The following is a 22,624-nucleotide window of genomic DNA, read 5'->3' as shown; positions in this document are numbered from 1 at the left end:
TCATGCCTCCATCAATGCCGGCGCACGGCTGTGGCGTGAGCCAGGTACCGACATCAGGCAGGCTGCGGACTGGCTTTCGGAAACGCTGGCGAGCGGCGGCAAATTCTCGCTGCAGATGCTCTCGGCGAACGAACAGCGGGTATGGAACCGACAGCCCGGCGGCGGATCGATCGGGTTCGGCGGGTCGCCCGAGAGCGGCGGCTCGGAGGTTCTTTCGGCGGGGTCCATCTTTGGCATCGAGGCCAGCAGCGCCGCCGAATAGGGATGCCGGGTGTTCTCGAAGATCGCATCGCGGCTGCCGATCTCGGCCACCTTGCCGAGATACATGACCATCACCCGGTCGCACATGAAGCGCACGACGTTGAGGTCGTGGGAGATGAACAGGTAAGTCAGGCCGAAATCCCGCTTCAGATCGAGGAGCAGGTTCAGGACCTGCGCTTCCACCGACTTGTCGAGCGCCGACACGGCTTCGTCGAGGATGATGAGCCGTGGTTCGAGCGCGAGCGCCCGGGCGATGTTGACGCGCTGCCGCTGTCCGCCCGACAGTTCGTGCGGGTAACGGCCGGCAAAGCGCGACGGCTCCAGCCCGACCCGGTGCAGCAGGTCGTGGGCCCTGGCGATCGCCCTGCTCGCGGTAATGCCATGCACGCGCGGCGCAAAGGCGATGGATTCTTCAATCGTCAGCCGGGGGTTGAGCGAGGCGTAGCTGTCCTGGAAGACCATCTGGACCTGGCGGCGGTAGTCGGAAAGCGGCAGCGCGCCGCCAACCGTCTCACCGTCGAACAGGATCTCGCCTCGGTCGGGCAAGATGAGCTGCATCAGCAGCCGAGCCGTGGTGGACTTGCCGCAGCCGCTTTCTCCGACGACCCCGAGTGTCTCGCCCTTGAAGATATCGAAATCCACGCCGTCGACGGCGCGAACGACCTTCTTCGGCTTCATGAAACCGCTACCCTTGACCGGGAAATGCTTGATCAGGCCGCGCGCGGAGATGAGCGGCTGAGCGGGGCCGCCCCTTTCGCCGACGGGAAGATCGTAGGCGGGTTCTTGGACGACGCTGATCATGACTTCACATCCATGGCTGAGCGCAGCCCGTCTGAAAAAAGGTTGAAGCAAATCGAGGTGATGAAGATCATCAGGCCGGGCAGGGCCGCCACGAACGGGTTGTTGTAGATCGCCGTGCGAAGCGTGTTCAGCATCAGCCCCCATTCGGCATCCGGCGGCCGCACGCCGAGGCCAAGGAAAGAGAGGCCCGAGGCGAGGATCATCGAGACGGATATCAGGCTGGTGGCAAAGACGAAGATCGGACCGAGCACATTGCCGAGGATATGGACGCGTATGATCGTCATCGGCGGGGCGCCGGAGGCCCGCGCCGCGTCCACGTAGTCGAGCTTGCGGACCTGGGTGGTGACGCTTTCGGCGACGCGGGCGATCTGCGGGATGAAGACGACGGTCAGCGAGACGAGCGCATTGGTGAGCCCCGAGCCGAGTGCGCCCGACAGCGCCACGGCCAGGAGGACCGACGGAAAGGCGTAGAAGACGTCGACCGTGCGCATGATCAGCGTGTTGACGATGCCGCCCGCATAACCGGCGACGATCCCGATCGTCGAACCGATGATGAAGGCGATCGGTACCGGGATGACGCCCATGATGAGCGAAAGCCGCGCGCCATAGATCAGCCGGGAGAGCATGTCGCGGCCGAGTTCGTCGGTGCCGAAGATATAACCTGGCGTGCCGATCGGCTTGAGGCGACGGATGACACTGCCCTTGGAGGGATCGTAAGGCGCGATATAGGGAGCGAAAATCGCGATCAGCACCAGGATCAGGAGAATGAAGAGGGCGGTCATGGCGACCGGGTCACGGGAGATGCGGCGCAGCACGCCGCTCCAGAAGCCGGGGGACTTGGCGATGGCGGCAGGAGAAGGGGCCGCGATGTCTGCGGTGACGACAGCCATGTGTCAGCTCCTCTGGATGCGGGGATCGATCGCGCTCTGCAGCACGTCGACGACGAGGTTGAGGAAAACGAAGAACATGGCGAGCACCAGGATCGTCCCCTGCAGGATGGGCAGGTCGCGGGTGAAGATCGCGCCGTTCAGCAGGAAGCCGGTTCCGGGCCAGGAGAAAACCGTTTCGATCAGGATCGAGCCGCCGAGCAGGTAACCGAGCTGCAGCCCCATGACCGAGAGCGCCGTCGGCGCGGCGTTGCGCACCACGTGGCGCAGGATCTGCGGTGTCATCAGCCCCTTGGCGGCGAGTGCCTGGGTAAAATCCTGGGAGAGGATATCGGCGACCAGCGAGCGGATGGTGCGGGCGATGATGCCCATCGGGATGACCGACATGGTAACCGCAGGCAGGATGAGGAACTGCAGATAAGCCCAGCTTACGCTTCGGCCCGACGATCCCTCCGGTCCGCCGCCCATGGCCGGCAGCCAGCCGAGGGTGACGGAAAAGGCGATGACCAGCACCATGCCGAGCCAATAATGAGGCACGCTGACGCCGAGCATTGAAACCGCCGATGCCAGGCGATCCACCCAGCCTCCGCGGAAGACGCCGGCAAGGAAACCCAGGGAAGAACCTGCCACGAAGCCGATAACGGCGGCCGCTAGTGCAAGGATGATGGAATTGACGGATGCATCGAGGATCTCGTTCAGCACCGGTCGGCCGCTGGCGATCGAGGTGCCGAGATCGCCCTGCAGCGCATGCCATGCCCAAAGGGCATATTGGACCGGAAGCGGCCGGTCGAGGCCGTAGAAGCTGCGCATCTGTGTCTGCAGCTCGGCGGAAGCATCCGAAGGCAGGATCGCTGCGAGCGGATCGCCCGGTGCGATATGGATCAGCATGAAGCATACGATGCTCACGCCGATCGTGACGGGAATGACGTGCAGAAGCCGTTTCAGGGCATAGAGCAGCATGGTGTCCTCACCGGGGAGGTTGATCGGGCATCATGAAAGGCGGCGCGCCGATCGCCCGGCGCGCCGCCTGCTCGGGATTACTCCACGGTAATCGTTGAAAAATCCTGGAACCAGTTCTGGGCCTGGACGAACCCCTTGACCTTGGCGGTCATGGCGCGGGGGTTGACGTCATGCGTCACCATCAGGAACAGCGCATCGTTCACGTATTTCTCGTGCACCTGCTGCATCACCTTGTCCTGCTCCACAGGATCGAAGGTGTTGCGCACCTTGTCGAACAGCGCATCCATGTCCTTGTCGCAGTAATAACCCCAGTTGGTGCCGGTCGGCGGGGCGAGCTTGCACTGCGACTGGCGGATCATGGCGGTGAAGGGGTCCTGGATGAAGTAGCTGTAGTTGACCGCGGTGGCGCCCTTGGCGCTCGGATCCTTGGCACCCGCCCGCCAGATGTTGATGACGGTGTTCCAGTCGGCAACCTCGTATTCGATATTGATGCCGACTTCGGCAAGCGTCTGCTGGATATATTCGTTCATCTGCAACGGCAGCATCTGGCCAGAGCCGGACGAGGAAATGATGACCTTGGTCTTGAGCGGCTTGTCGGGGCCGTAACCCGCTTCCTTCATCAGCTTCTTGGCTTCTTCGACATTGTATTCCACCTTGAAGGTCGGCTTGCCGAACCACTGGTGCCCGGGCGGCATGTAGCCTTGCGCGGGAACGGAAAGGCCGCCGAGAAGCTCGTTGAGGCCAGCGCGGTCAACGGCAAGGTTTGCGGCCTTCCGGACGCGGATATCGTTCCACGGTGAACCGTCGATGCGCGACAGGTGCCAGGTCCAGTTATGCGGGTAGGAATTGGTGATGATCTTGAGGCCGGCCTCCTTCAGTGATTTCACCGAATCCGGGGCAGGAGCCTCGATCCAGTCGACCTGGCCGGAGCGAAGCGCCGCGACACGGGTATTGGGTTCCGGCAGCGGGATCAGGACGAGCTTGTCGAGCTTGGGAACGCGCGCCTTGTCCCAGTAGTCCTTGTTGGGCGTCAGCTCGGCCCGTTCGCGCGGCGTAAAGCCGCTTTCCATCTTCCATGGGCCGGTGCCGGAGGGCTTCTGGGCAACCGCATCCCAGTTCTTGCCCTGCTTTTCCCAGTTTGCCGGCGAGGAAATCAGGATCCAGCTCAGCTGGTAGGGAAGCGTCGCATCCGGCGTGTTGGTGGTGACTTCGACCGTCAGGGGATCCACGACCTTGTAGGAAACGACCGCCGGGACGCGCGACTTGCCCTGGGCCGCCTGGCGCTTGTCGAACTGCGGTGCGTCCGCCTTCAGAAGCTTGTCGAGGTTCCAGACGACTGCATTCGCGTCGAAGGCGCTGCCGTCATGGAATTTGACGCCGTCGCGAAGCTTGAAGGCCCATTTTGTCTTGTCGGCCGGATCGACCTGCCAGGATGTCGCAAGGCTCGGAATGAGGCCGGATGGCTTGTCGGCTTTCGAAAGGTCCCACTCGATCAGGGAATTGTAGACCGTATAACCCATGAAGCGCTGGCCTTCGCCGCCCTGGTCTGTCTGGCCGGTGGTAAGCGGGATATCGGAAGCGGTCATGCCGATGCGCAGCGTTCCAGCCGCCAGTGCGGGGGTCGCGGCGGCTGCGAGGAGTGCGGCCGCGGTCGCGCCAAATACCGTCGTCATCCGCAGGTTCCGGAAAATGCCGAGGCCGTGCCGGCTACTCGATGATGTGTTGGTCATGCTGTTCCCTCTTTATTGAAGTCGCTGGACTTTGAGCCAGTCATCAAAGGAGAAGCAGATTTCATGCCAATTTCTGTGAAACCAGGATTTCACTTATCTCCAAAAGGAATAGCGCAGATAGATGAGCTCGATTTCGAGATGCGGACGGCTCGTGCCGAATTCTGTGGCGAGAATGCGAGGCGTCTGCCGAAAAATGCCGCGCCGCTAGCCGCAGCGGTCCGATGTGTGGCGGAAATCTTGGAGCCGCGGCTTGCCGGGGCGAATTTATTGGTTGCTTAGAGACGCCCGGCGCTTAAAGCATATGCGTATCAGACGCCGCGAAATTGGACCGCAAACAGACCCATGACCAACAGAGATTATTATTCAAACCTCGGCGGTTTGCCGCCGCAGACCGATCTGCTTTCCAGCAAGGCTGTTTTCACGACATCCTATGCGGTCATCCCACGAACCGTCATGTCGGACATCGTGGCCAGCCTGCTTCCCCATTGGCAGGGAACCCGGGCATGGATCATCTCCCGTCCGATGACGGGATTTTCGGAGACGTTCTCGCAATACATCGTGGAAGTTCAGCCCGGAGGCGGAAGCGACCGGCCGGAACCCAACGCGCGCGCCGAGGCGGCAATCTTCGTCGTCGAGGGCGAGATGTCGATCGAGTTCGCCGGAAACGATCATGCGCTGAGGGCAGGCTCCTTTGCCTATATCCCGGCCGGATCGCCGTGGACGCTGCGCAATCGCGGCACGGCGCCAGTCAAGTTCCACTGGGTCCGCAAGGCCTTTCAGGCGGTCGAGGGCCTGGAAGCTCCGCCGGCGGTCTTCACCCATGAAGACGAACATCCGATTTCATGGATGCCGGACACCGGCGACCGCTGGGGGACAACCCGTTTCGTCGACACTTCCGACGTCCGCTATGACATGCACCTCAACATCGTCACCCTGGAGCCGGGCGCGACCATCCCCTTCATGGAGACGCATGTGATGGAGCATGGCCTCTACGTGCTCGAAGGCAAGGCGGTCTACAGGCTCAACCAGGATTGGGTCGAGGTCGAAGCGGGCGACTACATGTGGCTGCGCGCCTTTTGCCCGCAGGCCTGTTATGCCGGCGGCCCCGGCCGCTTCCGTTACCTGCTCTACAAGGACGTCAACCGCCACACGGAACTGTGGTAGTCGCTGCTTGACGAGCGCGAGCGGCGTCCTCATCGGGACGCCGCCGTCAGCCGAGCTCGAGAGTGGTAATCCCGAACACGCCCGTCATACGCACCGCCGGCACTGGGCCGCGATACATCCGCGCGGTCGTGAAGCCTTTCACGAAACGATGGGCCTCGAGATAGGCTGAAAACTCCGTCTGCAGGGCCGGGACGTCGACATGCATGGTTTCGTTGCCGATCTCGGCGGCGCAGGCGCTCAGCAGTTTTTGCGCGTCGGCGGCGGTCTGGGCAAACAGCGGGCCGATCTTGTAGCCGTCATGGCATTTGCGGCAGACCGCATAGCCGCAGACATTGCCGCCACGGATGATGACCTTGGCAGCCCGCGGTGGCTTCAGCCAGGCGGTCAGGAAAGTATCGCGCTCCGCAGGGAAGAAAGCCTGGTCATAACCAAGAATGGCGGCCACGAGATCGTCGGTGATCGCGGTTACATCGGCATCGCGGCTTCCGGCAAGGCTGCCGCTCCAGCGAAACGTCTCGTAGGCCGGCTCGAAGCCCATGCTGCGATAGTTCGCCTGCTGTTCCGGCACGCCGTCGAGGCCGATCGTCCGGCCGTCGAGATGCGCCATGCCGGCATCCCAGACCTTTCTGCCAAGACCTTTGCCGCGAAAATCGGGATGGGTGATGTACAGGCCGATAAAGCCGAAATCGGAACCGTAGCGGACCGCGGATATGCCGGCCACCATTTCCCCATTCACGAAACAACCGATGAAACCTTGAGGATCGGCGGCATGAAGAGCCGGCGCATCGGCAAGGCCCGGGTTCCAGCCCTCGATCCGTGCCCAGTCGACGAGCTGTTCGACCTCGGAGGAGGTGAGTACGCGAATGGTCGAGTGAGTCTTCATTGGGCGGCGAGTTTCCCGGGCTCGAAATCTTCGAGCAGACCTTTATAGGGTTTGCGGACCGGCGAAGCATAGGCTCCTCGTTTGGCGGTCGACAAGCCCAATGTCACCAGCGCCTCGGCCTGTTTCACCGCCGCCGCGACGCCGTCGACCACAGGTACGCCGAATTCGCGGCGCAGTTCGGCGGTGAGATCGGCCATGCCGGCGCAACCGAGCACGATCGCCTCCGCCCTGTCCTCGCTGAGCGCAGCCGAGATCTCTTTGCGCAGCCGGTCGCGGGCATTGGACGCCGGATCTTCCAGTGACAAGACCGGAATATCGGCGGCCCGCACCTTGCATCGTCCGGCCATGCCGTAGCGATGAACCAGATGTTCGAGCGGCAGGCGCGAGCGTTCCATGGTGGTGACGATGGTGAAGCGCTGGGCGATGAAGGCGGTGGTGGCGAGTGCCGCTTCGCAGATGCCGATCACAGGAATGTTGGCCAGTGCCCGTGCGGCGTCGAGGCCAGTATCGTCGAAACAGGCGATGATCGCCGCATCGGCACCAGCCTTCTCGCCCTTGGCGATCTCGATCAGCAGGCCGGGTACCGCGAAGACCTCGTCATAATAGCCCTCGATCGAGACCGGCCCCATGGAGGAGGTGACGGCAAGGATTTCGGTGCCGGCATTAGCGACGCGCATGGCGGAATCGGCAATCGTCGCCGTCATGCTGGCGGTGGTATTTGGGTTTACGACAAGAATGCGCATTCTGTTCACGACCGCAGGCGGCGGCGATTGAGGTGGACGATCAGGCCGAGCGTGCCGGCGATGACGAGGAAGGAGAACACCGTCGTCACCGTGCCGAGCGCGTAGAGCACCGGCGTCGTGACATTGGTGGTCATGCCGTAGATTTCGAGCGGCAACGTGTTGAACGAACCTGCCGTCATCAGCGTACGGGCGAATTCGTCATAGGACAGCGTGAAGCCGAACAGGCCGACGCCGATGAGGCTCGGCGCGATCATCGGCAGCACGACATGGCGGAAGGTCTGCCAGGACGAAGCGCCGAGATCGCGCGCGGCTTCCTCGTAGGCGGGCGAAAAGCGGTTGAAGACCGCGAACATGATCAGGACGCCGAAGGGCAGTGTCCAGGTGAGGTGTGCACCGAAGGCGGACGTATACCAGGACGGCTGGAAACCGAGCTGCTGGAAGACGACGCCGATGCCGAGCGAGATGATGATCGACGGCACCACGAGGCTCGCGACGGCCAGATAGAACAGCGCGGTCGAGCCGATGAAGCGGCGGCGGAAGGCCAGGCCCGCCAGCAGCGAAACGACGACAGTGACGATCATCACCATGATGCCGAGCATGGCGGAGCGCCGGAACGAGCCGCCGAAATCGCCGACCGCCTGGGTCTCGAACAGATTGGCGAACCAGCGCAGCGACACGCCGTTCAGCGGGAAGGTCAGGCCGCCGTTCGGCCCCTGGAAGGAGAGGATCAGGATCGCCGAAAGCGGGCCGTAAAGGAACAGCACGAAAACGATGAAGAAGATGGCGAGAAGGTAGAATTCGCGGCCGCGCTTGTCGCTGTGCATCTCAGAGCTCCCCTTTTCCCTAAAGTTCTTTGCGGATGTCGACGATGCGGAGAATGCCCGCGACCATCAGGAGAACGAGGACCAGCAGCACGACCGCGTTGGCGGCCGCCGCCGGGTATTGCAGCAGCGACATCTGGTTCTTCATCATCAGCGCCACCGAAGCGCTCTGACCGCCGGACATCACCTGAACCGTCGAAAAGTCGGCCATGACGAGCGTCACGACGAAGATGGTGCCGATCGCCATGCCGGGCTTGGCAAGCGGAATGATGACGTTTGTGAGGATCTGGGTGCTCGTGGCGCCGGCATCGCGCGCGGCTTCGACCAGCGACTTGTCGATGCGCATCAGCGTGTTGAAGATCGGCGTCACCATGAACAGCGTGTAGAGATGCACCATCGCGAGCACCACCGCGAAATCCGAATAGAGCAGCCATTCGATCGGTTCTGGGACGATACCCGCATTGATCAGCGTCGTGTTGACGAGACCGTTGCGGCCGAGCACCGGGATCCACGAGATCATTCGAATGATGTTCGACGTCAGGAACGGCACGGTGCAGACGAGGAAGAGCACCATCTGCATGGCGGTGGTGCGGATGTGAAAGGCCAGAAAATAGGCGACCCAGAAACCGACGAACAGCGTGATCGCCCAGACCAGGAAGGCAAATTTCAGGGTGTTCAAGTAGGTCTTCCAGGTGACCCACGAGCCGAGCGTCTCGGCATAGTTCATCGACAGGAAATCCGGATACATCTGGGCGAAGTCGTAGTCCCAGAAGCTGACGACGGTAATCATCAGGATCGGCAGCAGCAGGAAAGCGCCGAGGATCAGCGCCAGCGGCGTCGCTTGAAGATAGGAGACCAGCGCCGGCGACAGGCGAAAACTGCTGGGCTTTGTGTTCTCTTCGGCCGTTTCCGGCTCGGATGATGCAATCGTCGCCATGTCTTGTCTCCCTCTGGAGGCTTCAGCGGTGCAGCGGGTTTCCCTCCCCCTTGTGGGGAGGGTGGCCGGCAGGCCGGGAGGGGTTTCAGGAGAAGGCCCCTCCCTAACCCTCCCCACAAGGGGGAGGGGACAGGTCGGAGAACGCCTTACGCTGCGATGAATTCGTTCCAGCGGCGGACCATGTAGCGGTCCTCGTCCATCACCGAGTTCCAGCAGGCCACGTGGCCCATGCGTTCCTCGAAGGAGCCGCCGTCGCGGATTGCGCCGGCCTTTTCCATGACCTTGCCGTCCGGAGCGACGATATCGCCCTTGGCAGCCTTGCCTTCGATCCAGTAGCCCCATTCGTCGGCGGACATGTGTGCCTTGGCGGTATCCATCGCGGCCGAATAATAGCCCTGGCGATTGAGATAGGCGCCGACCCAGCCGGACGTGTACCAGTTGATATACTCATAGGCAGCGTCGAGCTTGGCGCCGGAGAGGTGCGCAGCAAGTCCCAGACCGCCGCCCCACGAGCGGTAACCTTCCTTGAGCGGCTGGTATTTGCAGGCGATGCCCTTGGAGCGGACGGCGGCGACGGCCGGCGACCACATGGACTGGATGACGACTTCGCCCGAGGCCATCAGGTTGACGCTCTCGTCGAACGATTTCCAGAAGGCGCGGAACTGGCCGGCCTGCTTGGCCTTGATCAGGAAGTCGATCGTCTTGTCGATTTCCGCCTTGGTCATGTTGCCCTTGTCGGCATACTTGATGTTGCCCATGGCTTCCATGATCATCGCGGCATCCATGATGCCGATCGACGGGATGTTGAGGATCGAGGCCTTGCCCTTGAACTTCGGGTCCATGATATCGGCCCAGGTCGAAATCTCGCGGCCGACGAGGTCCGGGCGGATGCCGAGCGTGTCGGCGTTGTAGATGGTCGGAACCATCGTGAACCACTTGGTTTCTTCCTTGGCGAACGTCTTGTCGCCAGGCTTTGCGACATAACCGACCGTGTGCGGCGCGGTCCCTTGCGCGATCACGCTGTCCGGCTTCAGCTTGCCGTTTTTGAACAGCGGCACGATCTTGTCGTAATATTTGAGCTTGGTCGTATCCATCGGCTGGATGACGCCGGCCGGATAGACCTTCTTAAGGATCCAGTACTCGATATCGGCGATGTCGTAGGAGTTCGGCTGGGTGACGGCGCGCTGGGCGGCCGCGTCAGAGTCCGTCGCGGTCATTTCGAGCGTGATGCCGAGGTCGGCCTTGCACTTCTCGGCGATGGCATTGAGGTTCGAAACGCCGGTGCCGAACTGGCGCAGCGTGATCGGGTTCTGGGCCCAGATGGTCGGAAAGCCGGTAATGGCGCCGGAGCCGGCGGCAAGACCGGCGGCCGCGGACGCCGTCTTCAGAAGCGTGCGGCGCGAAATGCCCTTGGTTGATTTTTTGGTCTCAGTCATTGCCATGTTCTCCTCTGTTGAGTTTTTGTGTTTGGCATCAGTTCTTGAGGCGGCCGAGGACGATGGCGTCCTCACGGCCCCAGGAAAGGGGGATCGCTTCTCCGACCTTGACCGGATTGGCGAAAAATTCAGCATCGGTCAGGATCGCGGTGAAATCCTCGATGCCCGCGCCGTTGACCGAGAGTTTTACCGAAGAACCACGATATTCCACGTTCGAGACGGAACCGGTGAAGCCGAGGCCTTTTTCCGAAGGCTGGCCGATGCGGACATGGTCGGTGCGGATGGCGATGTCGGCCGTGTCGGTCAGCCCGGCAGCGCCGTCGTCAGTGGCGAGGAAATCTCCGCCCGCGAGCACCGACAACATCAGCTTGTCGCTGGAACTCTGCGTCACCCGGCCGGAGATGACGTTGTGATCACCCATGAACTTGGCGACGAAGGCGGTCGCCGGTTTTTCGAATACCACGCGCGGATGGGCGGCCTGTTCGATGCGGCCGTCGTTCATCACGACGATCAGGTCGGCGAGCGCCATCGCCTCTTCCTGGCTGTGCGTCACATGCACGAAGGTGATGCCGAGCGATGTCTGCAGCTTCTTCAATTCCGCGCGCATGCGGATCTTCAGGAACGGGTCGAGCGCCGAAAGCGGTTCATCGAGGAGCAGCGCTTCCGGATCGGTGATCAGCGCGCGGGCAAGCGCCACGCGCTGCTGCTGGCCGCCGGAAAGCTGGGCCGGGCGGCGGGTCGCATAGGCTTCGAGCTGCATCAGGCGCAGCATGTCCATCGCCTTGGCGCGCCGCTCGTCCTTGTCGACCCCCTTCATCTTGAGGCTAAAGGCGATGTTGTCGACGAGGTCGAGATGCGGGAATAGGGCGTAGGACTGGAACATCATCGCCGTGCCGCGTTTCGCCGGCGGCAGGTCGGTGACGACGGTATTGCCGAGGCGGACGTCGCCCGAGGAAATGCTCTCGTGCCCGGCGATCATCCGGAGCGTCGAGGTCTTGCCGCAGCCGGACGGGCCGAGCAGGCAGCAATAGGTTCCGGCCGGAATCTTCAGGCTGATCGCATGAACGGCCGTGGTTGTTCCGTAGATCTTTGAGACTGAAGCGATGTCGATTTCGGCGGCTTTGCTCATCAGGCGCTCCCTTGCGTCTGATATTTCTATGCATCAGCCATGCCAACTCGATTAAACGTCCAGAAAGACTTGAATTTACCTGAAAGGGTCAGTGTTCGGGTTTTGCCGGTGCGCAAAAATCAGGCGATCGTTTTCGATCCATTGGGCAAATCGTATGCAATCTTGGCATTGGATCAAAAACAAGTCGCTTGGCATCCTGTAGACACTCGGGTTACAAAGGCCGTACATTGGACCGCAGCAATGAATATCAGCGAAAAAATCAATTTCACGGATACCGCGCCAGAGGACCGCTCCCAGGAAGACCGGTCCATGGCGATTCGGGAATCCCTGCGGAATGCGATCATCGACCGACGTCTGGCGCCCGGCACCAAGCTTTCCGAAAGCGAAGTCGGCTCGCTGTTCGACGTCAGTCGCACGGTTGCCCGCGCCGCCCTGCAGATGCTCGCTTTCGAAGGCCTGGTGAAGACCGAGCGTAACCGCGGCGCCTTCGTCTCCAATCCGTCGCCGGAAGAGGCTCGGCAGATTTTTGCGTCCCGCCGGCTGATCGAGCCCGGTATCGTCGCGGCCGCGGTCGAGCGCATCACGCCTGAGGACATCGCGAAGTTCCGTCGTCAGCTCGACGAGGAACAGCGTTACCTGAACGAGCGCGGTCCGGCCGCCCGCCGCGCCGAGATCAAGGCGTCCGGCGATTTCCACCTCATGCTGGCCTCCGTTGCCGGCAATGTCATCCTGCAGCGCTTCATGGACGAGTTGGTTGCGCGTTCATCGCTGGTGATCGCGCTCTATGGCCGTTCCGGCGTATCGAGCTGCGGGCATTCGGAACATACCGCCGTTCTAGATGCTCTGGAAAAGGGCGACGGCGAGCGCGCCGCCAAGCTTATGATCCACCACATCGACCATATCGAAGCGGATCTCGATCTTCAGTTGAAACAGGGCTCGGGTCTCAAGGACGCCCTGTCGCTCGCCTAACCGCGCAAGTGTCGCAAGGCCTCGGTATAGGCGGCCAGATCCCGTTCCGGGTCGGCCGGCAGTGCGGCGGCGCGAATGACCCGGCCGCCACCTTCCTCGATGCCGAGGTCGATCATCAGATTGTCGGCCTTGCCGTGGTTTTCGATCGACAAGCCGTCCGGGCCGCGAGGCCTCCCGCTGCTCTCGTCGATTTCGAGCCCGGAATACCAGATCGACCGCACCCGCGTGCCATAGTCGTCGGGATGGTTGGTATAGGCCCACACCCGTTTGCCGAGCGCGACCATGAAGCCGATTTCATAGACGGTGCCGGGATCGGCGCTGATGCCGCGAAACGGCGTGATGTTGGCGAGGCAGATATCCGCACGCCGCATCGCGCCGTCGTTGCGCTGGTAGATCGCGGCTGCCGTCAGCTGGCCTACGGGCGCCTGGTTCTCGTCGCTGCCGGGGCCTGTCGGCTCGAAGCCGAAGCTGCGGGCAAGCCGGCGTTTCTCGCCCATCACGATCTGGGCGTCGGGCAAAAATACTTCGGGGCCGGCGAGATAGATGGTCGGCATGGAAATCCTTTGATGAATCGGTCAGCACCAATGTTCCATAGCGCCCTGTCCGATGCATTGCGAGCAGGAATGCGCTGGCCGACCGGTTGGAGCCGCCGAGAAGCTGCTCGGTTCAGCTCTTTACATCAGGTTGGGCGAAAGCGCGTTTTAAAAGTGGAGATTTGTAGACAAGTTTAATCGCGCGCATTAGGAATGCTCCCCGACGACGTTACCGGCAGGGGATAGATCATGGTTTCGCTCATTCGTTTCGCTTCGCGCGGCCTTCTGGCTGCCGCACTTTCCGGCCTGCTGGCGCATGGCGCCACGGCGCAGGAGATCGTCTTCAAGGACCAGGAAAACCGGGAGATAAAACTCGCCAAGGCGGCCGAGCGCATCGTTTCGATCGTCATCCCGATGGCTTCCACGGTGATCGCACTCGATGGCGGGACGAAGAGGCTCGTCGGCATGAATCCGACCGCCAAGAGTGCCGTGCTCGAAGGCATCCTGAGCAAGATCTTTCCAGAAACCAAGGACATTCCCTCCGACGTGACCGCTCCGAATTTCGTCCCGAATATCGAGGTGCTGACGGCGACCAATCCCGACCTCGTTATCCAGTGGGGCGGCCGCGGCAACGATATCGTCGCGCCGATCACCAATGCCGGCCTCAACGCCATGCTGATCCTCTACGGCACCGAACAGCTGACCCGCGACTACATGACGATGACCTCCAGGGCGATCGGCAAGCCGGAGCGCATCAAGGAACTGGTCGAGTGGCGCGACCGGGTCCAGAAGGACATCGAGGCGAAAGCCAAGGCGATCCCTGAAGACAAGAAGCCGACCACGCTTTATATCGCCCGCGCTCTGACGGAGATTGCAACGACAGGAACCAAGGGCAGCTATAACGCCTGGTACATGGAGCTCGTCGGCGGCCGGAACGCCTCCGCCGAACTCAACGGCACGGTAACCATCAACAAGGAGCAGATTGCCCAATGGGATCCGGAAGTCATCTTCCTCAACGCCTTCGAAGCCAGGCTCAACGTCGATTGGGTCTATAACGACCCGATCCTGTCGTTGACCAAGGCGGCCAGGAACAAGCGCGTCTACAAGATGCCGCTCGGCGGTTATCGCTGGGATCCGCCGAACCAGGAATCGCCGCTGGCGTGGATGTGGGCTGCCAACCTGACCCAGCCGGACGTCTTCAAATACGATCTGCGTGCCGAGATGAAGACCGCCTACAAGACGCTCTACAACTACGACATCACCGATGCCGATATCGACGGCATCCTGTGGATCAAGGAACAGAGCGGCTCGGCCAACTACGCTCAGTTCAAGGCGAAGTAGGTCATGGCGGCGCTGACTGAAAACGAGGCGGCTCCGATAGTCCGCTCGCATCTGGCCCGGCAGACGCTGGTTTTCGCAGCGTTGCTGGCGCTGTTTGCGGTCGCCTTCGTGGTCAGCCTCTGCGTCGGCCGTTTCTCGGTTCCGGCCAGCCGGGCGCTGGAGCTGATCTGGCTCGGCGCGACCGATCCATGGCGGGAACTGACCACGATCGAGGAGCGCATCGTTCTCCTGGTCCGGGCGCCGCGCGTCGTGCTGGCGGCACTCGCCGGCGCAGGGCTCGCCCTGTCGGGTGCGGCGCTGCAGGGCGTTTTCCGCAACCCGCTGGTCTCGCCGGATATCCTTGGGATCTCGCAAGGAGCGGCCTTCGGCGGCGCGCTCGGCATCATGCTCGGCATCTGGGGTTTCCCGCTGATCGCCATGGTCTTCATCTCCGGCATGGCGGCCGTCATCCTCGTCGGCCTGATTGCGCGCGTCAACGGCCGCAGCGAGACGATCACGGTGATCCTCTCCGGCCTCGTGGTCAGCTCGATGTTCTCGGCCGTCGTCTCGCTGCTGCAATTTATCGCCGACCCCAACACCTCGCTTCCGGCCATCGTCTACTGGCTGATGGGATCCTTCGCGACCGCGACCTGGGAGCGCACCCTGATCGCAGCACCCGGCCTCATCATCGGCGGCGTGCTCCTCTGGATGCTGCGTTTTCGCCTCAACATCCTGTCGCTGGACGAAGCGGAGGCCCAGAGCCTTGGCGCCAGGACGAACCGCGAGCGCTGGCTGGTCTTCGGGCTGATCGCCGTCATCGTCGGCAGCCAGGTGGCAGTCTCCGGCATCATCGGCTGGATCGGCATCGTCATTCCCCATGCCTCCCGCCTGCTGGTCGGCCACGACCATCGCGCGCTGTTGCCTGCCTCGGTCGTGCTCGGTGCCGGCTTCATGGTGATCATCGATACGCTCGCCCGCACCGCGACCGCCGCCGAAATCCCGCTCGGGGTCATCACCGCCCTGGTCGGCGCGCCGATTTTCGCGATGCTCCTGCGCAATCACTACCGCGAAAGGAACGGCTCATGATCGGCCTCGAAGACGCCACCGTCCGCTTCGGTTCGCGCACCATCATCGAGGGCTTGAGCTTCTCGGTTCCGGTCGGTCGCACGCTCGCCGTCCTCGGCCCGAACGGACGCGGCAAAACCACGACACTGAAGGCGATGCTCGGTTTCCAGCAGGTCGATGCCGGCCGCAGGGTGGCGCCCGATATTGTCGGTTATGTGCCGCAGACCGGCACCAGCAACCAGCGTTACCGCGCGCTTGACGTCGTGGTCATGGGCCGCGCCGCTCATCTCGGCATTTTCGGCCAGCCGGGACCGGAGGATTTCAGGATCGCCCGTTCGGCGCTGGACCGGGCCGGTGCCGCGCGTTTCGCCGATCACCATTTCGACCGCCTCTCCGGCGGCGAGCGCCAGCTCGTGCTGCTTGCCCGTGCGATCGCCACGGGGTCGCAGGTGCTTGTTCTGGACGAACCGGCGGCAGCCCTCGATCTGCATAACCAGGAACGGCTGCTGGCGCTGCTCAACACGCTGCGTCGGCCGTGCGACAAGGCGATCGTCTTCACCACCCACGATCCGAACCATGCGCTTTCGTCCGCCGACGATGCATTGCTGATGATGCCGGGCGGCCAGCCGCCGTTGTTCGGCCCCGTCGCCGAGACGATCACGCCGGAGCACCTGGAAAACCTATACGGCGTGCCGATGCGCGTCGTCGAGCTGGCTGGCCCCTCCGGCGAAACCCATCGGGCAGTTCTGCCCGCCTTTGCAGGAATTCGTGCCGCATGACCATCCTGATGATCCAGTCGCATTACCAGGAGCCGTACTCGATGACCCCGCCGGCGTTTGCGGATGCCATCGCCTCCGGCCTCATGAAGGTCGTGCGCGAGATGGAACTGACCGGCGACGATTTCGCGGCGGCGCGCGGGCTGATTACCACCACCCATCTCGATCAGGTCAGTTTCACGCGTTTCGCGGCCGACGTTACCGCTTTTCTCGATCGCGGCGGACGGTGGATCTATCATGGTCATATTCTCCGCCCGATCCTGGCCGAACTCGGCACCTACCGGCCGATTCCCGATCCAAAGCGGGTGGATCTCGTCCAGTCCCGGCTTTACGAGCACCCGATCTTCGCCGGCATCGACCAGAAGATGCTGGAAACCAACCATGGGGTCGCCGGCTTCTATGGCCGCGGCTACAATCCGCCGCCGCAGGGCGCTGTCGTCATCAATGCGCTCGGCCCTGCAAAAGCCCCGGTCGATTGGGTATGGGCGAGGCCGCAGGGTGGGGAATTCCTCTCCCACGCCGGCAACGAATTCTGGGGCTGCGGCGACGATCCCGAAATCAAGAAGCAGTTGGCGAGCCGCGCCGTTGCCTGGCTTGCCGGAGAGCTGAACTGATGAGCATTCTCGCGATCCATCCCGGCGCCTATTACCATATCGAGACGCTCGAAGCGCCGCGTTACGCCCATCACTTCGATAGGCTCGTGCGTCCGGAAGACCTGGCCTCCGTGGATCTTGCCGAACACGCCGTCGTCTTCATTCCCTGCCGCACGCCGGCCGATCGCCTGGCGCCGCATGCCGCGCAGCTTCGCGCCTATCTCGGCCAGGGCGGCACGATCGTCTCTACCGGCGAGACGAACTGGGACGTCTTCCTGCCCGGCATCGCCTTCACCCCGCAGCCCACGAACTGGTGGTGGTGGCTGACGCCCGGCGCCGATCTCGGCGTCCGCATTGCCGCGCCCGGCCACACGTTGTTCAATCGACTTGGACAAGACGATCTCACATGGCATCTGCATGGCTGGTTCGACCCGCCTGATGGTGTCGACGTGCTCGCCGTCAACGGCGAGGGAAAACCCATTCTCTATGTGGACGAGGTGACGACGCCCGGCCGCATGATCATCACCAGCCTCGACCCGTGTTTCCATCACGGGTCACATTTCATGCCGGCGACGACTCGTTTCCTGGACGGTTTCCTGCCCTGGATGCGCGAAGAGCTGGACGGAGCAAGGACAAAATGACAGACAAAATCAACGTTCTCGAAGACGGCAAGCCGCTTTCCTACACCTATGCGGACATGATGCATTTCCACGGCTTCGGCTATCCGGGCGGTGTCGCCCATGCCTTCAAGGTGATGCAGCGGGCCATGCCGCTCTTGAGCCCCGACGGCCCGCCGGAGCGCCGCGAGATCGTCATTCGCACCGCGTTTCGCGGTCCGGGCGCCCGCGATGCCTTCGAAATGGTGACGCGCGGCCTGACCGAAGGCCGCTATACGGTCGACCACGGGTTCGAAAAGCCCGAGCGCGGCAATATTCTCGAACGCTATGTCTTCGAGCTCAGCTATCGCGGCAGGATGGTGACGCTGCAGCTCAAGGAAGGCCATGTTCGCGAGGAATTCATTATCGTCAGCCGCAAACCGGACCGGACGCCGGCCGAAGAGGAACGCCTGGTTTGGCTGAAGCAGGAGATGGCCGACCGGCTGCTCTTGGCACCGGCCGAGGCCGTTTACGAAGAGGCCTGAGCCCTCAGGAGGTAAACAGGTTCCTGAGCTGCGACGGCTGGCAGCGGAGATATTGCGGTGCCGGCTTCACCTGGGCACCGAGTTCCGCTGCCGCATGCCACGGCCAGCGCGGATCGTAGAGAACCGCGCGGGCGATCGCGACGATATCCGCGTCGCCGGTCGAAACGATCGCTTCCGCCTGGGTCGGTTCGGTGATCAGGCCCACCGCCACGACCGGCATCTCCACCACGGCCTTGACGGCGCGCGCCAAGGGCACCTGATAGTTCGGGCCGAGCGGGATTTTCTGTTCGATATGCAGTCCGCCGCTCGACACGTGGATGGCGTCACAGCCCTTTTCGTCCAGCATCTGGGCAAACGCGATGGTCTGGTCGATGTCGAGTCCGCCGTTGACCCAGTCGGTCGCCGAAACGCGCACCGTCACCGCCTTGTCGGACGGGAAGGCCTGGCGCACGGCATCGAAAACTTCCAGCGGAAAACGCATGCGGTTTTCCAGCGAGCCGCCGTATTCGTCGGTACGCTGGTTGGAGAGCGGCGACAGGAACTGGTGCAGCAGGTAGCCATGCGCCGCATGGATCTGGATCGCATCGAGGCCGATCCTTACCGCCCGTACCGCGGAAGCCGCAAACGCGTCGCGCACCTCGTTCAGGCCTTGCCTATCGAGCGCAACGGGGGCCACGTATTTCGGATTGAAGGGGATCGCCGAAGCCGATTGGGTCTGCCAGCCGTTCGGGTGGTCCGGCGCGATCTGGCTGCCGCCGAACCAGGGCTTGTCAGTCGAAGCTTTGCGGCCGGCATGCGCGAGCTGCACCGAGATCGGCATGTCCGACCATTTGCGGATGCTGTCGATCGTGCGGCCCATCGCCTTCTCGGTGGCGTCGTCGTAGAGCCCGACATCCGCATAGGTGATGCGCCCTTCCGGGGTTACTCCGGTCGCCTCGATCGTCAGAAGCGCTGCGCCGGAAAGCGCGAGCTGGCCGAGATGGATGAGGTGCCAGTCGGTCATGCAGCCGTCCTCGGCCGAATATTGGCACATGGGCGCGATGACGATGCGGTTCGAGAGGTCGAGATTGCGGACGCGGATCGGAGAAAAGAGAGCGGGCTGGGCCATGATTGAGTTCCTTTGCGCGATCGTTGGCGCCGAGGAGGGAGGATCGGTGACGCCTGAAATCGATCCCCGCGGTTTTGGCAAATCAACCGGGTCTCATCAAGTCACGCTGACGAGAGCAGCCCTACCAGACGACCGGGTGCGTTTCGCCGGTCAGCACGTTGACGAACCCCTCCGGCGCTCGCTCCGACGGCGCCACCAGCACCCAGCGCCAGGGCGAACACGTCAGCGTCGCAAACGACAGCCGCTCCGGAAAGCCCGGCCACCAGCGCGGCGAGAATGTCGGCTCGTACATCCAGTCGATCGTCTCGCCGGCCTTGTAGAGTACCTGCATTTCCGCATCCAGTTCTTCCGCCGAGCGCGCCGTCATCAGCCCGCCGACCTCGTAGTGGACGCGGGCGATCACCTTGCCGCCGGACACAAGAACCCAGCCGCCCTGCTGTTCGGCGAGCGCATTGGCGACCATCGCCATCGCCTCGTCCGAGGAGCCGACCACCCAGATATTGTGCTTGTCATGCCCGAGCGTCGAGCCGAGTGCCGTGTCCGGCGTGCGCGGTCCGGTGCCGAGCCAGAACATTTTTGACACTTTCGCCTCGCCCGAAAACCGGTCGACGATCGAGAATTTCGTGACGTTGCGGTCGTGGTCGCGCTGGACGGCGCCATCCCTGACTGGCAGTTCCAGGGTGATGAATTCGTCCGACCAGTGGAAGGGCCGCAGCAGGGCGGCATTCGCCGTGGCGCGATCCGCCGGCGCCTCGATGCGGAAATCGGCAGCGGTCACCTGTCGGTCGATCTTCACCGTCTTGATCGCCCATTCAGGCCAATCGATAACCGGACGTGCACCGGTAAACGTCCTGCCTTGCGACACCGGCCTACCATCTGCCCAGACCTTGGCGATCGACAGCTTTTCAACGTCGTCGAGCAGCACGATATCCGCGAAACGGCCGGGCGCGATCGACCCAACCCAGGGCGTCAGCCGCATATGCCGCGCCGGGTTGAGCGTCACGCACTGGATCGCGATTTCCGGCGAAAGGCCGTTCTCGATCGCCAGGCGCACGTTGTAGTCTGTCGCGCCCATTTTCAGCGTGTCGGAGGCGCTGCGGTCGTCGGTGACGAAAGCCACCTGCGACCAGTCTGCGAGGTTCTTCTCGATAAGCCCCCGGATGACCTCCGGCAGCGAATGCGGCCGAAGCTCGATGAACAGCCCGTGCTGCAGCTTCTGCCAGATCTCCTCCAGGAACCAGCCTTCGTGATCGGAGGCAAGGCCGGCGGCGGCAAACGCGTTGATCGAGGCCAGGTCGCGCAGGCCCGCGCCATGTCCCTCGACCACGCCGCGCTGTTCGAAGGTCGCGCCGATCATGCCCCAGAGCCGGTCGTAGGAGGGGTTTGAGGGATCGGAGATCGACGGCCAGTCCATGACCTCGTCGAGACCGGCGACCATCAGGCTTTCGCTCATGAACTGCTTCTGCTCGTCATAACCGAAATAGCCGCCGCCCCACTCATAGGCCGTCGGTGGCACGGCCGAGCCCGGCAGCGGAAAGATCTTCATCGGCGAGCCACGGCGGCGGGCTTCCAGCCAGAATTCCAGGTTGCGGGCACCGTTGACGTTCGAGAATTCGTGGCTCGCCTCGCAGGTCCAGGTGACCCCGTGCGGCATGACGAGAGCCGCTTCCCATTCCGGCGTCAGGTGCGAACTCTCGATATGTTTGTGCGCCTCGCCGAAACCCGGAACAGCCGAGAGATCGGGTTCGTGGCTGCGTTCCGCCACCTCGCCTGCAAAACTGCCCGCCGGCCCCACATAGGCGATCCGCCGTCCCTTGATGACGATCTCCTGGTCCTCAAGCCATGTCCTGCTGTGGACGTCGAGCAGTCTGCCAACCCTCAGCAGCCGGTCCGCAGGCCGTTTGCCGAGCGCCGTCAGCACTAGGTCCTGGCGGATGCGGACTTCGTCGGCCGCGTTGATCAGCAGGTCGTCGGGGAGGCGCGCGGAAACTGTCATCGGAGGAATGCCTGTCGGTTCTGATCGCCGGACCCTAAAGACGATGCCCGGACGTGTAAACCATCGCAAACCGTGCATCGGTTATCGCCCGAGGCCCAAAATCAACCTCCGGTATAGGATGGTTCAAGCCTAAAGAAATTTGTCTCTCTAGGGGTCTATGCCTAATAATTGGGCTTGCGGCGGGACCGTTCAAAAAATAGTATCACCCCCAATTCCCGGGGGTGCCCCAGGGGAGCATCAACGCCGCTTTCGCAAAGGACCCGCCTCATGAAGGCCACTCGTTTCACCCAATTGGCAACTCTTGCTCTCCTGGCGACGCTCGGCGGCACGGCAACGGCAAGCGCCCAGTCGAAGACGCTCACCATCTCGTGGTGGGGCTATAACGGCGAGAAGATGACCGCCAACATCATCGATCCGTTCAAGAAGATCTGCGGCTGCGACATCGTTTTCGAAACCGGCAACAATGCCGACCGCCTCAACAAGCTGAAGCTGCGTGACGGCAAGGGTGTCGATGTCATCTATCTGACCGACAGCTTCTCGCAGCTCGGCATCGAGCAGGGCCTGTTCCAGCCGGTCGATCCGGCGAAGATCCCGAACCTTTCCGAAATCTATGAGCTCGGCCGCGCGCCGCAGGGCAAATACGGCCCGGCCTATACGATCGGCCGTATCGGCCTCGTTTACGACTCTGCCAAGGTCACCCCTCCGATCACCTCCTGGAGCGATCTGTGGCGTCCGGACCTGAAGGGCTCGGTTTCGCTTCCGGGCATCACCACCACGGCCGGCCCCATGGTCGTGGTGCAGGCCGGCAAACATGCCGGCGTCGATCCCTATACCGGCACCGACAAGGCGTTCGAAGCCGTCGAAGCCCTGAAGCCGAACGTGGTCAAGAACTACAATACCGGTTCCGAACTGGTGAACTTGATCTCGACCGGCGAAGTGCGCGTCGCAATCGGCCAGGATTTCACGCTCGCCTCGATGCAGGCCGCGGTGAAGACCATGACCTGGGCGAAGCTCAAGGACGGCGATATCGCCACGCTGAACACGGTCAACATCCCGAAGGGTTCGACAAACGTCGAACTGGCCCACCAGTTCATCAACTTCATCCTGTCGAAGGACGTGCAGCAGAAGGAAGCCGAGCAGGGCGTCGATGCGCCGATCTCCACCAAGGTCCAGCTCACCCCGGACCAGGCGAAGATCTGGACCTACGGCGCCGATCAGGTTTCCAGCCTGACCCGCATCGACTATGCCAAGATGAACGCCGCCAAGACCGACTGGATCGACCGCTGGAACGAGGTTTTCGGCAAGTAGCCCCGGACGTCGCCCGACTGGCGATATCTTTGCATTGAGAACGGAGCGCCGCCATCAACGCGG

At 62.6% G+C, this 22,624-nt stretch carries 22 protein-coding genes; 9 read left to right on the top strand and 13 right to left on the bottom strand.

All coding sequences use genetic code 11. From position 1 onward, the window contains the following. The 4 genes from C5J22_RS23575 to C5J22_RS23560 all read right to left on the bottom strand — a co-directional run bounded on the left by C5J22_RS23575 (position 1) and on the right by C5J22_RS23560 (position 4,582). The gene (locus C5J22_RS23575; RefSeq protein ID WP_105440231.1) at positions 1 to 1,062 is read right to left on the bottom strand and encodes an ABC transporter ATP-binding protein; all 1,062 of its coding nucleotides are present in this window, start codon (positions 1,060 to 1,062) and stop codon (positions 1 to 3) included. Then, positions 1,059 to 1,952, bottom strand: coding sequence for an ABC transporter permease (locus C5J22_RS23570; RefSeq protein WP_105416747.1), 894 nt, complete (start codon positions 1,950 to 1,952; stop codon positions 1,059 to 1,061). The genes C5J22_RS23575 and C5J22_RS23570 overlap by 4 nt, the downstream gene beginning before the upstream one ends. Before the next feature lie 3 nt (positions 1,953 to 1,955). Further along, positions 1,956 to 2,909, bottom strand: a complete 954-nt coding sequence (locus tag C5J22_RS23565; protein ID WP_105440230.1) for an ABC transporter permease — start codon at positions 2,907 to 2,909, stop codon at positions 1,956 to 1,958. Between the two features lie 77 nt (positions 2,910 to 2,986). Beyond that, positions 2,987 to 4,582 carry an ABC transporter substrate-binding protein gene (locus C5J22_RS23560; protein WP_105440229.1) on the bottom strand — a complete coding sequence of 532 codons (1,596 nt, stop codon included), beginning with the start codon at positions 4,580 to 4,582 and terminating at the stop codon, positions 2,987 to 2,989. A 399-nt stretch (positions 4,583 to 4,981) separates the two neighbouring features. On the opposite strand from C5J22_RS23560, the gene C5J22_RS23555 reads away from it, so the two are divergent. Further along, positions 4,982 to 5,803 (top strand): bifunctional allantoicase/(S)-ureidoglycine aminohydrolase, encoded by an 822-nt coding sequence (locus tag C5J22_RS23555; RefSeq protein ID WP_105440228.1) that lies wholly within the window; start codon positions 4,982 to 4,984, stop codon positions 5,801 to 5,803. A gap of 46 nt (positions 5,804 to 5,849) precedes the next feature. Here C5J22_RS23555 and C5J22_RS23550 read toward each other — a convergent pair whose 3' ends face one another. From C5J22_RS23550 to C5J22_RS23525, 6 genes are all read right to left on the bottom strand, one after another. After that, positions 5,850 to 6,686, bottom strand: a complete 837-nt coding sequence (locus C5J22_RS23550) for a GNAT family N-acetyltransferase (protein ID WP_105440227.1) — start codon at positions 6,684 to 6,686, stop codon at positions 5,850 to 5,852. Further along, complete coding sequence (locus C5J22_RS23545; protein WP_105440226.1) at positions 6,683 to 7,429, bottom strand: aspartate/glutamate racemase family protein; 747 nt, start codon at positions 7,427 to 7,429, stop codon at positions 6,683 to 6,685. The genes C5J22_RS23550 and C5J22_RS23545 overlap by 4 nt, the downstream gene beginning before the upstream one ends. A 5-nt stretch (positions 7,430 to 7,434) precedes the next feature. Then, the gene (locus tag C5J22_RS23540; RefSeq protein ID WP_105405004.1) at positions 7,435 to 8,253 is read right to left on the bottom strand and encodes an ABC transporter permease; all 819 of its coding nucleotides are present in this window, start codon (positions 8,251 to 8,253) and stop codon (positions 7,435 to 7,437) included. Between the two features lie 19 nt (positions 8,254 to 8,272). Next, positions 8,273 to 9,187 (bottom strand): ABC transporter permease, encoded by a 915-nt coding sequence (locus tag C5J22_RS23535; RefSeq protein WP_172746758.1) that lies wholly within the window; start codon positions 9,185 to 9,187, stop codon positions 8,273 to 8,275. A gap of 146 nt (positions 9,188 to 9,333) precedes the next feature. Next, the gene (locus C5J22_RS23530) at positions 9,334 to 10,623 is read right to left on the bottom strand and encodes a PotD/PotF family extracellular solute-binding protein (RefSeq protein WP_105440225.1); all 1,290 of its coding nucleotides are present in this window, start codon (positions 10,621 to 10,623) and stop codon (positions 9,334 to 9,336) included. 37 nt (positions 10,624 to 10,660) lie between these two features. After that, positions 10,661 to 11,752 (bottom strand): ABC transporter ATP-binding protein, encoded by a 1,092-nt coding sequence (locus C5J22_RS23525; RefSeq protein WP_105440224.1) that lies wholly within the window; start codon positions 11,750 to 11,752, stop codon positions 10,661 to 10,663. 240 nt (positions 11,753 to 11,992) lie between these two features. Here C5J22_RS23525 and C5J22_RS23520 point away from each other — a divergent pair, with 240 nt between their 5' ends. Then, on the top strand, positions 11,993 to 12,721 hold the full coding sequence (locus C5J22_RS23520; protein ID WP_046607778.1) for a GntR family transcriptional regulator: 729 nt from the start codon (positions 11,993 to 11,995) through the stop codon (positions 12,719 to 12,721). On the opposite strand, the gene C5J22_RS23515 is transcribed toward C5J22_RS23520, so the two are convergent. Continuing rightward, complete coding sequence (locus C5J22_RS23515) at positions 12,718 to 13,275, bottom strand: nucleoside 2-deoxyribosyltransferase (protein WP_105440223.1); 558 nt, start codon at positions 13,273 to 13,275, stop codon at positions 12,718 to 12,720. The two genes, C5J22_RS23520 and C5J22_RS23515, sit on opposite strands and share 4 nt — an antisense overlap. A gap of 228 nt (positions 13,276 to 13,503) precedes the next feature. Here C5J22_RS23515 and C5J22_RS23510 point away from each other — a divergent pair, with 228 nt between their 5' ends. Genes C5J22_RS23510 through C5J22_RS23485 form a run of 6 tightly spaced genes read left to right on the top strand, consistent with a single transcriptional unit; the run spans position 13,504 to position 18,149 of the window. Next, positions 13,504 to 14,595, top strand: coding sequence for an ABC transporter substrate-binding protein (locus tag C5J22_RS23510; protein ID WP_105440222.1), 1,092 nt, complete (start codon positions 13,504 to 13,506; stop codon positions 14,593 to 14,595). A 3-nt stretch (positions 14,596 to 14,598) separates the two neighbouring features. Then, on the top strand, positions 14,599 to 15,660 hold the full coding sequence (locus tag C5J22_RS23505; protein ID WP_105440221.1) for an iron ABC transporter permease: 1,062 nt from the start codon (positions 14,599 to 14,601) through the stop codon (positions 15,658 to 15,660). Next, a complete protein-coding gene (locus C5J22_RS23500) occupies positions 15,657 to 16,418 on the top strand; it encodes an ABC transporter ATP-binding protein (protein WP_105440220.1) in 762 nt (253 codons plus the stop codon). Before C5J22_RS23505 ends, C5J22_RS23500 begins: the two co-directional genes overlap by 4 nt. Then, positions 16,415 to 17,029 (top strand): hypothetical protein, encoded by a 615-nt coding sequence (locus C5J22_RS23495; RefSeq protein ID WP_105440219.1) that lies wholly within the window; start codon positions 16,415 to 16,417, stop codon positions 17,027 to 17,029. The genes C5J22_RS23500 and C5J22_RS23495 overlap by 4 nt, the downstream gene beginning before the upstream one ends. Further along, positions 17,029 to 17,649, top strand: coding sequence for a hypothetical protein (locus C5J22_RS23490; protein WP_105440218.1), 621 nt, complete (start codon positions 17,029 to 17,031; stop codon positions 17,647 to 17,649). Before C5J22_RS23495 ends, C5J22_RS23490 begins: the two co-directional genes overlap by 1 nt. Then, positions 17,646 to 18,149, top strand: coding sequence for a hypothetical protein (locus C5J22_RS23485; protein WP_105440217.1), 504 nt, complete (start codon positions 17,646 to 17,648; stop codon positions 18,147 to 18,149). The genes C5J22_RS23490 and C5J22_RS23485 overlap by 4 nt, the downstream gene beginning before the upstream one ends. 4 nt (positions 18,150 to 18,153) lie before the next feature. Here C5J22_RS23485 and C5J22_RS23480 read toward each other — a convergent pair whose 3' ends face one another. Then, complete coding sequence (locus C5J22_RS23480) at positions 18,154 to 19,257, bottom strand: NADH:flavin oxidoreductase/NADH oxidase (protein WP_105440216.1); 1,104 nt, start codon at positions 19,255 to 19,257, stop codon at positions 18,154 to 18,156. A gap of 121 nt (positions 19,258 to 19,378) precedes the next feature. Continuing rightward, entirely contained in the window at positions 19,379 to 21,253 is a 1,875-nt protein-coding gene (locus tag C5J22_RS23475) for an adenine deaminase (protein ID WP_371412661.1), read from the bottom strand. A 267-nt stretch (positions 21,254 to 21,520) separates the two neighbouring features. On the opposite strand from C5J22_RS23475, the gene C5J22_RS23470 reads away from it, so the two are divergent. Further along, positions 21,521 to 22,561 carry an ABC transporter substrate-binding protein gene (locus C5J22_RS23470; RefSeq protein WP_105440214.1) on the top strand — a complete coding sequence of 347 codons (1,041 nt, stop codon included), beginning with the start codon at positions 21,521 to 21,523 and terminating at the stop codon, positions 22,559 to 22,561. Positions 22,562 to 22,624 lie beyond the last annotated feature (63 nt).

The organism is Neorhizobium sp. T25_13, from assembly GCF_002968675.1.
In the GTDB taxonomy this organism is placed as follows: domain Bacteria; phylum Pseudomonadota; class Alphaproteobacteria; order Rhizobiales; family Rhizobiaceae; genus Neorhizobium; species Neorhizobium tomejilense.
The sequence above is the reverse complement of the archived record's forward strand: the minus strand, read 5'-3'. Positions and strand labels throughout refer to the sequence as shown.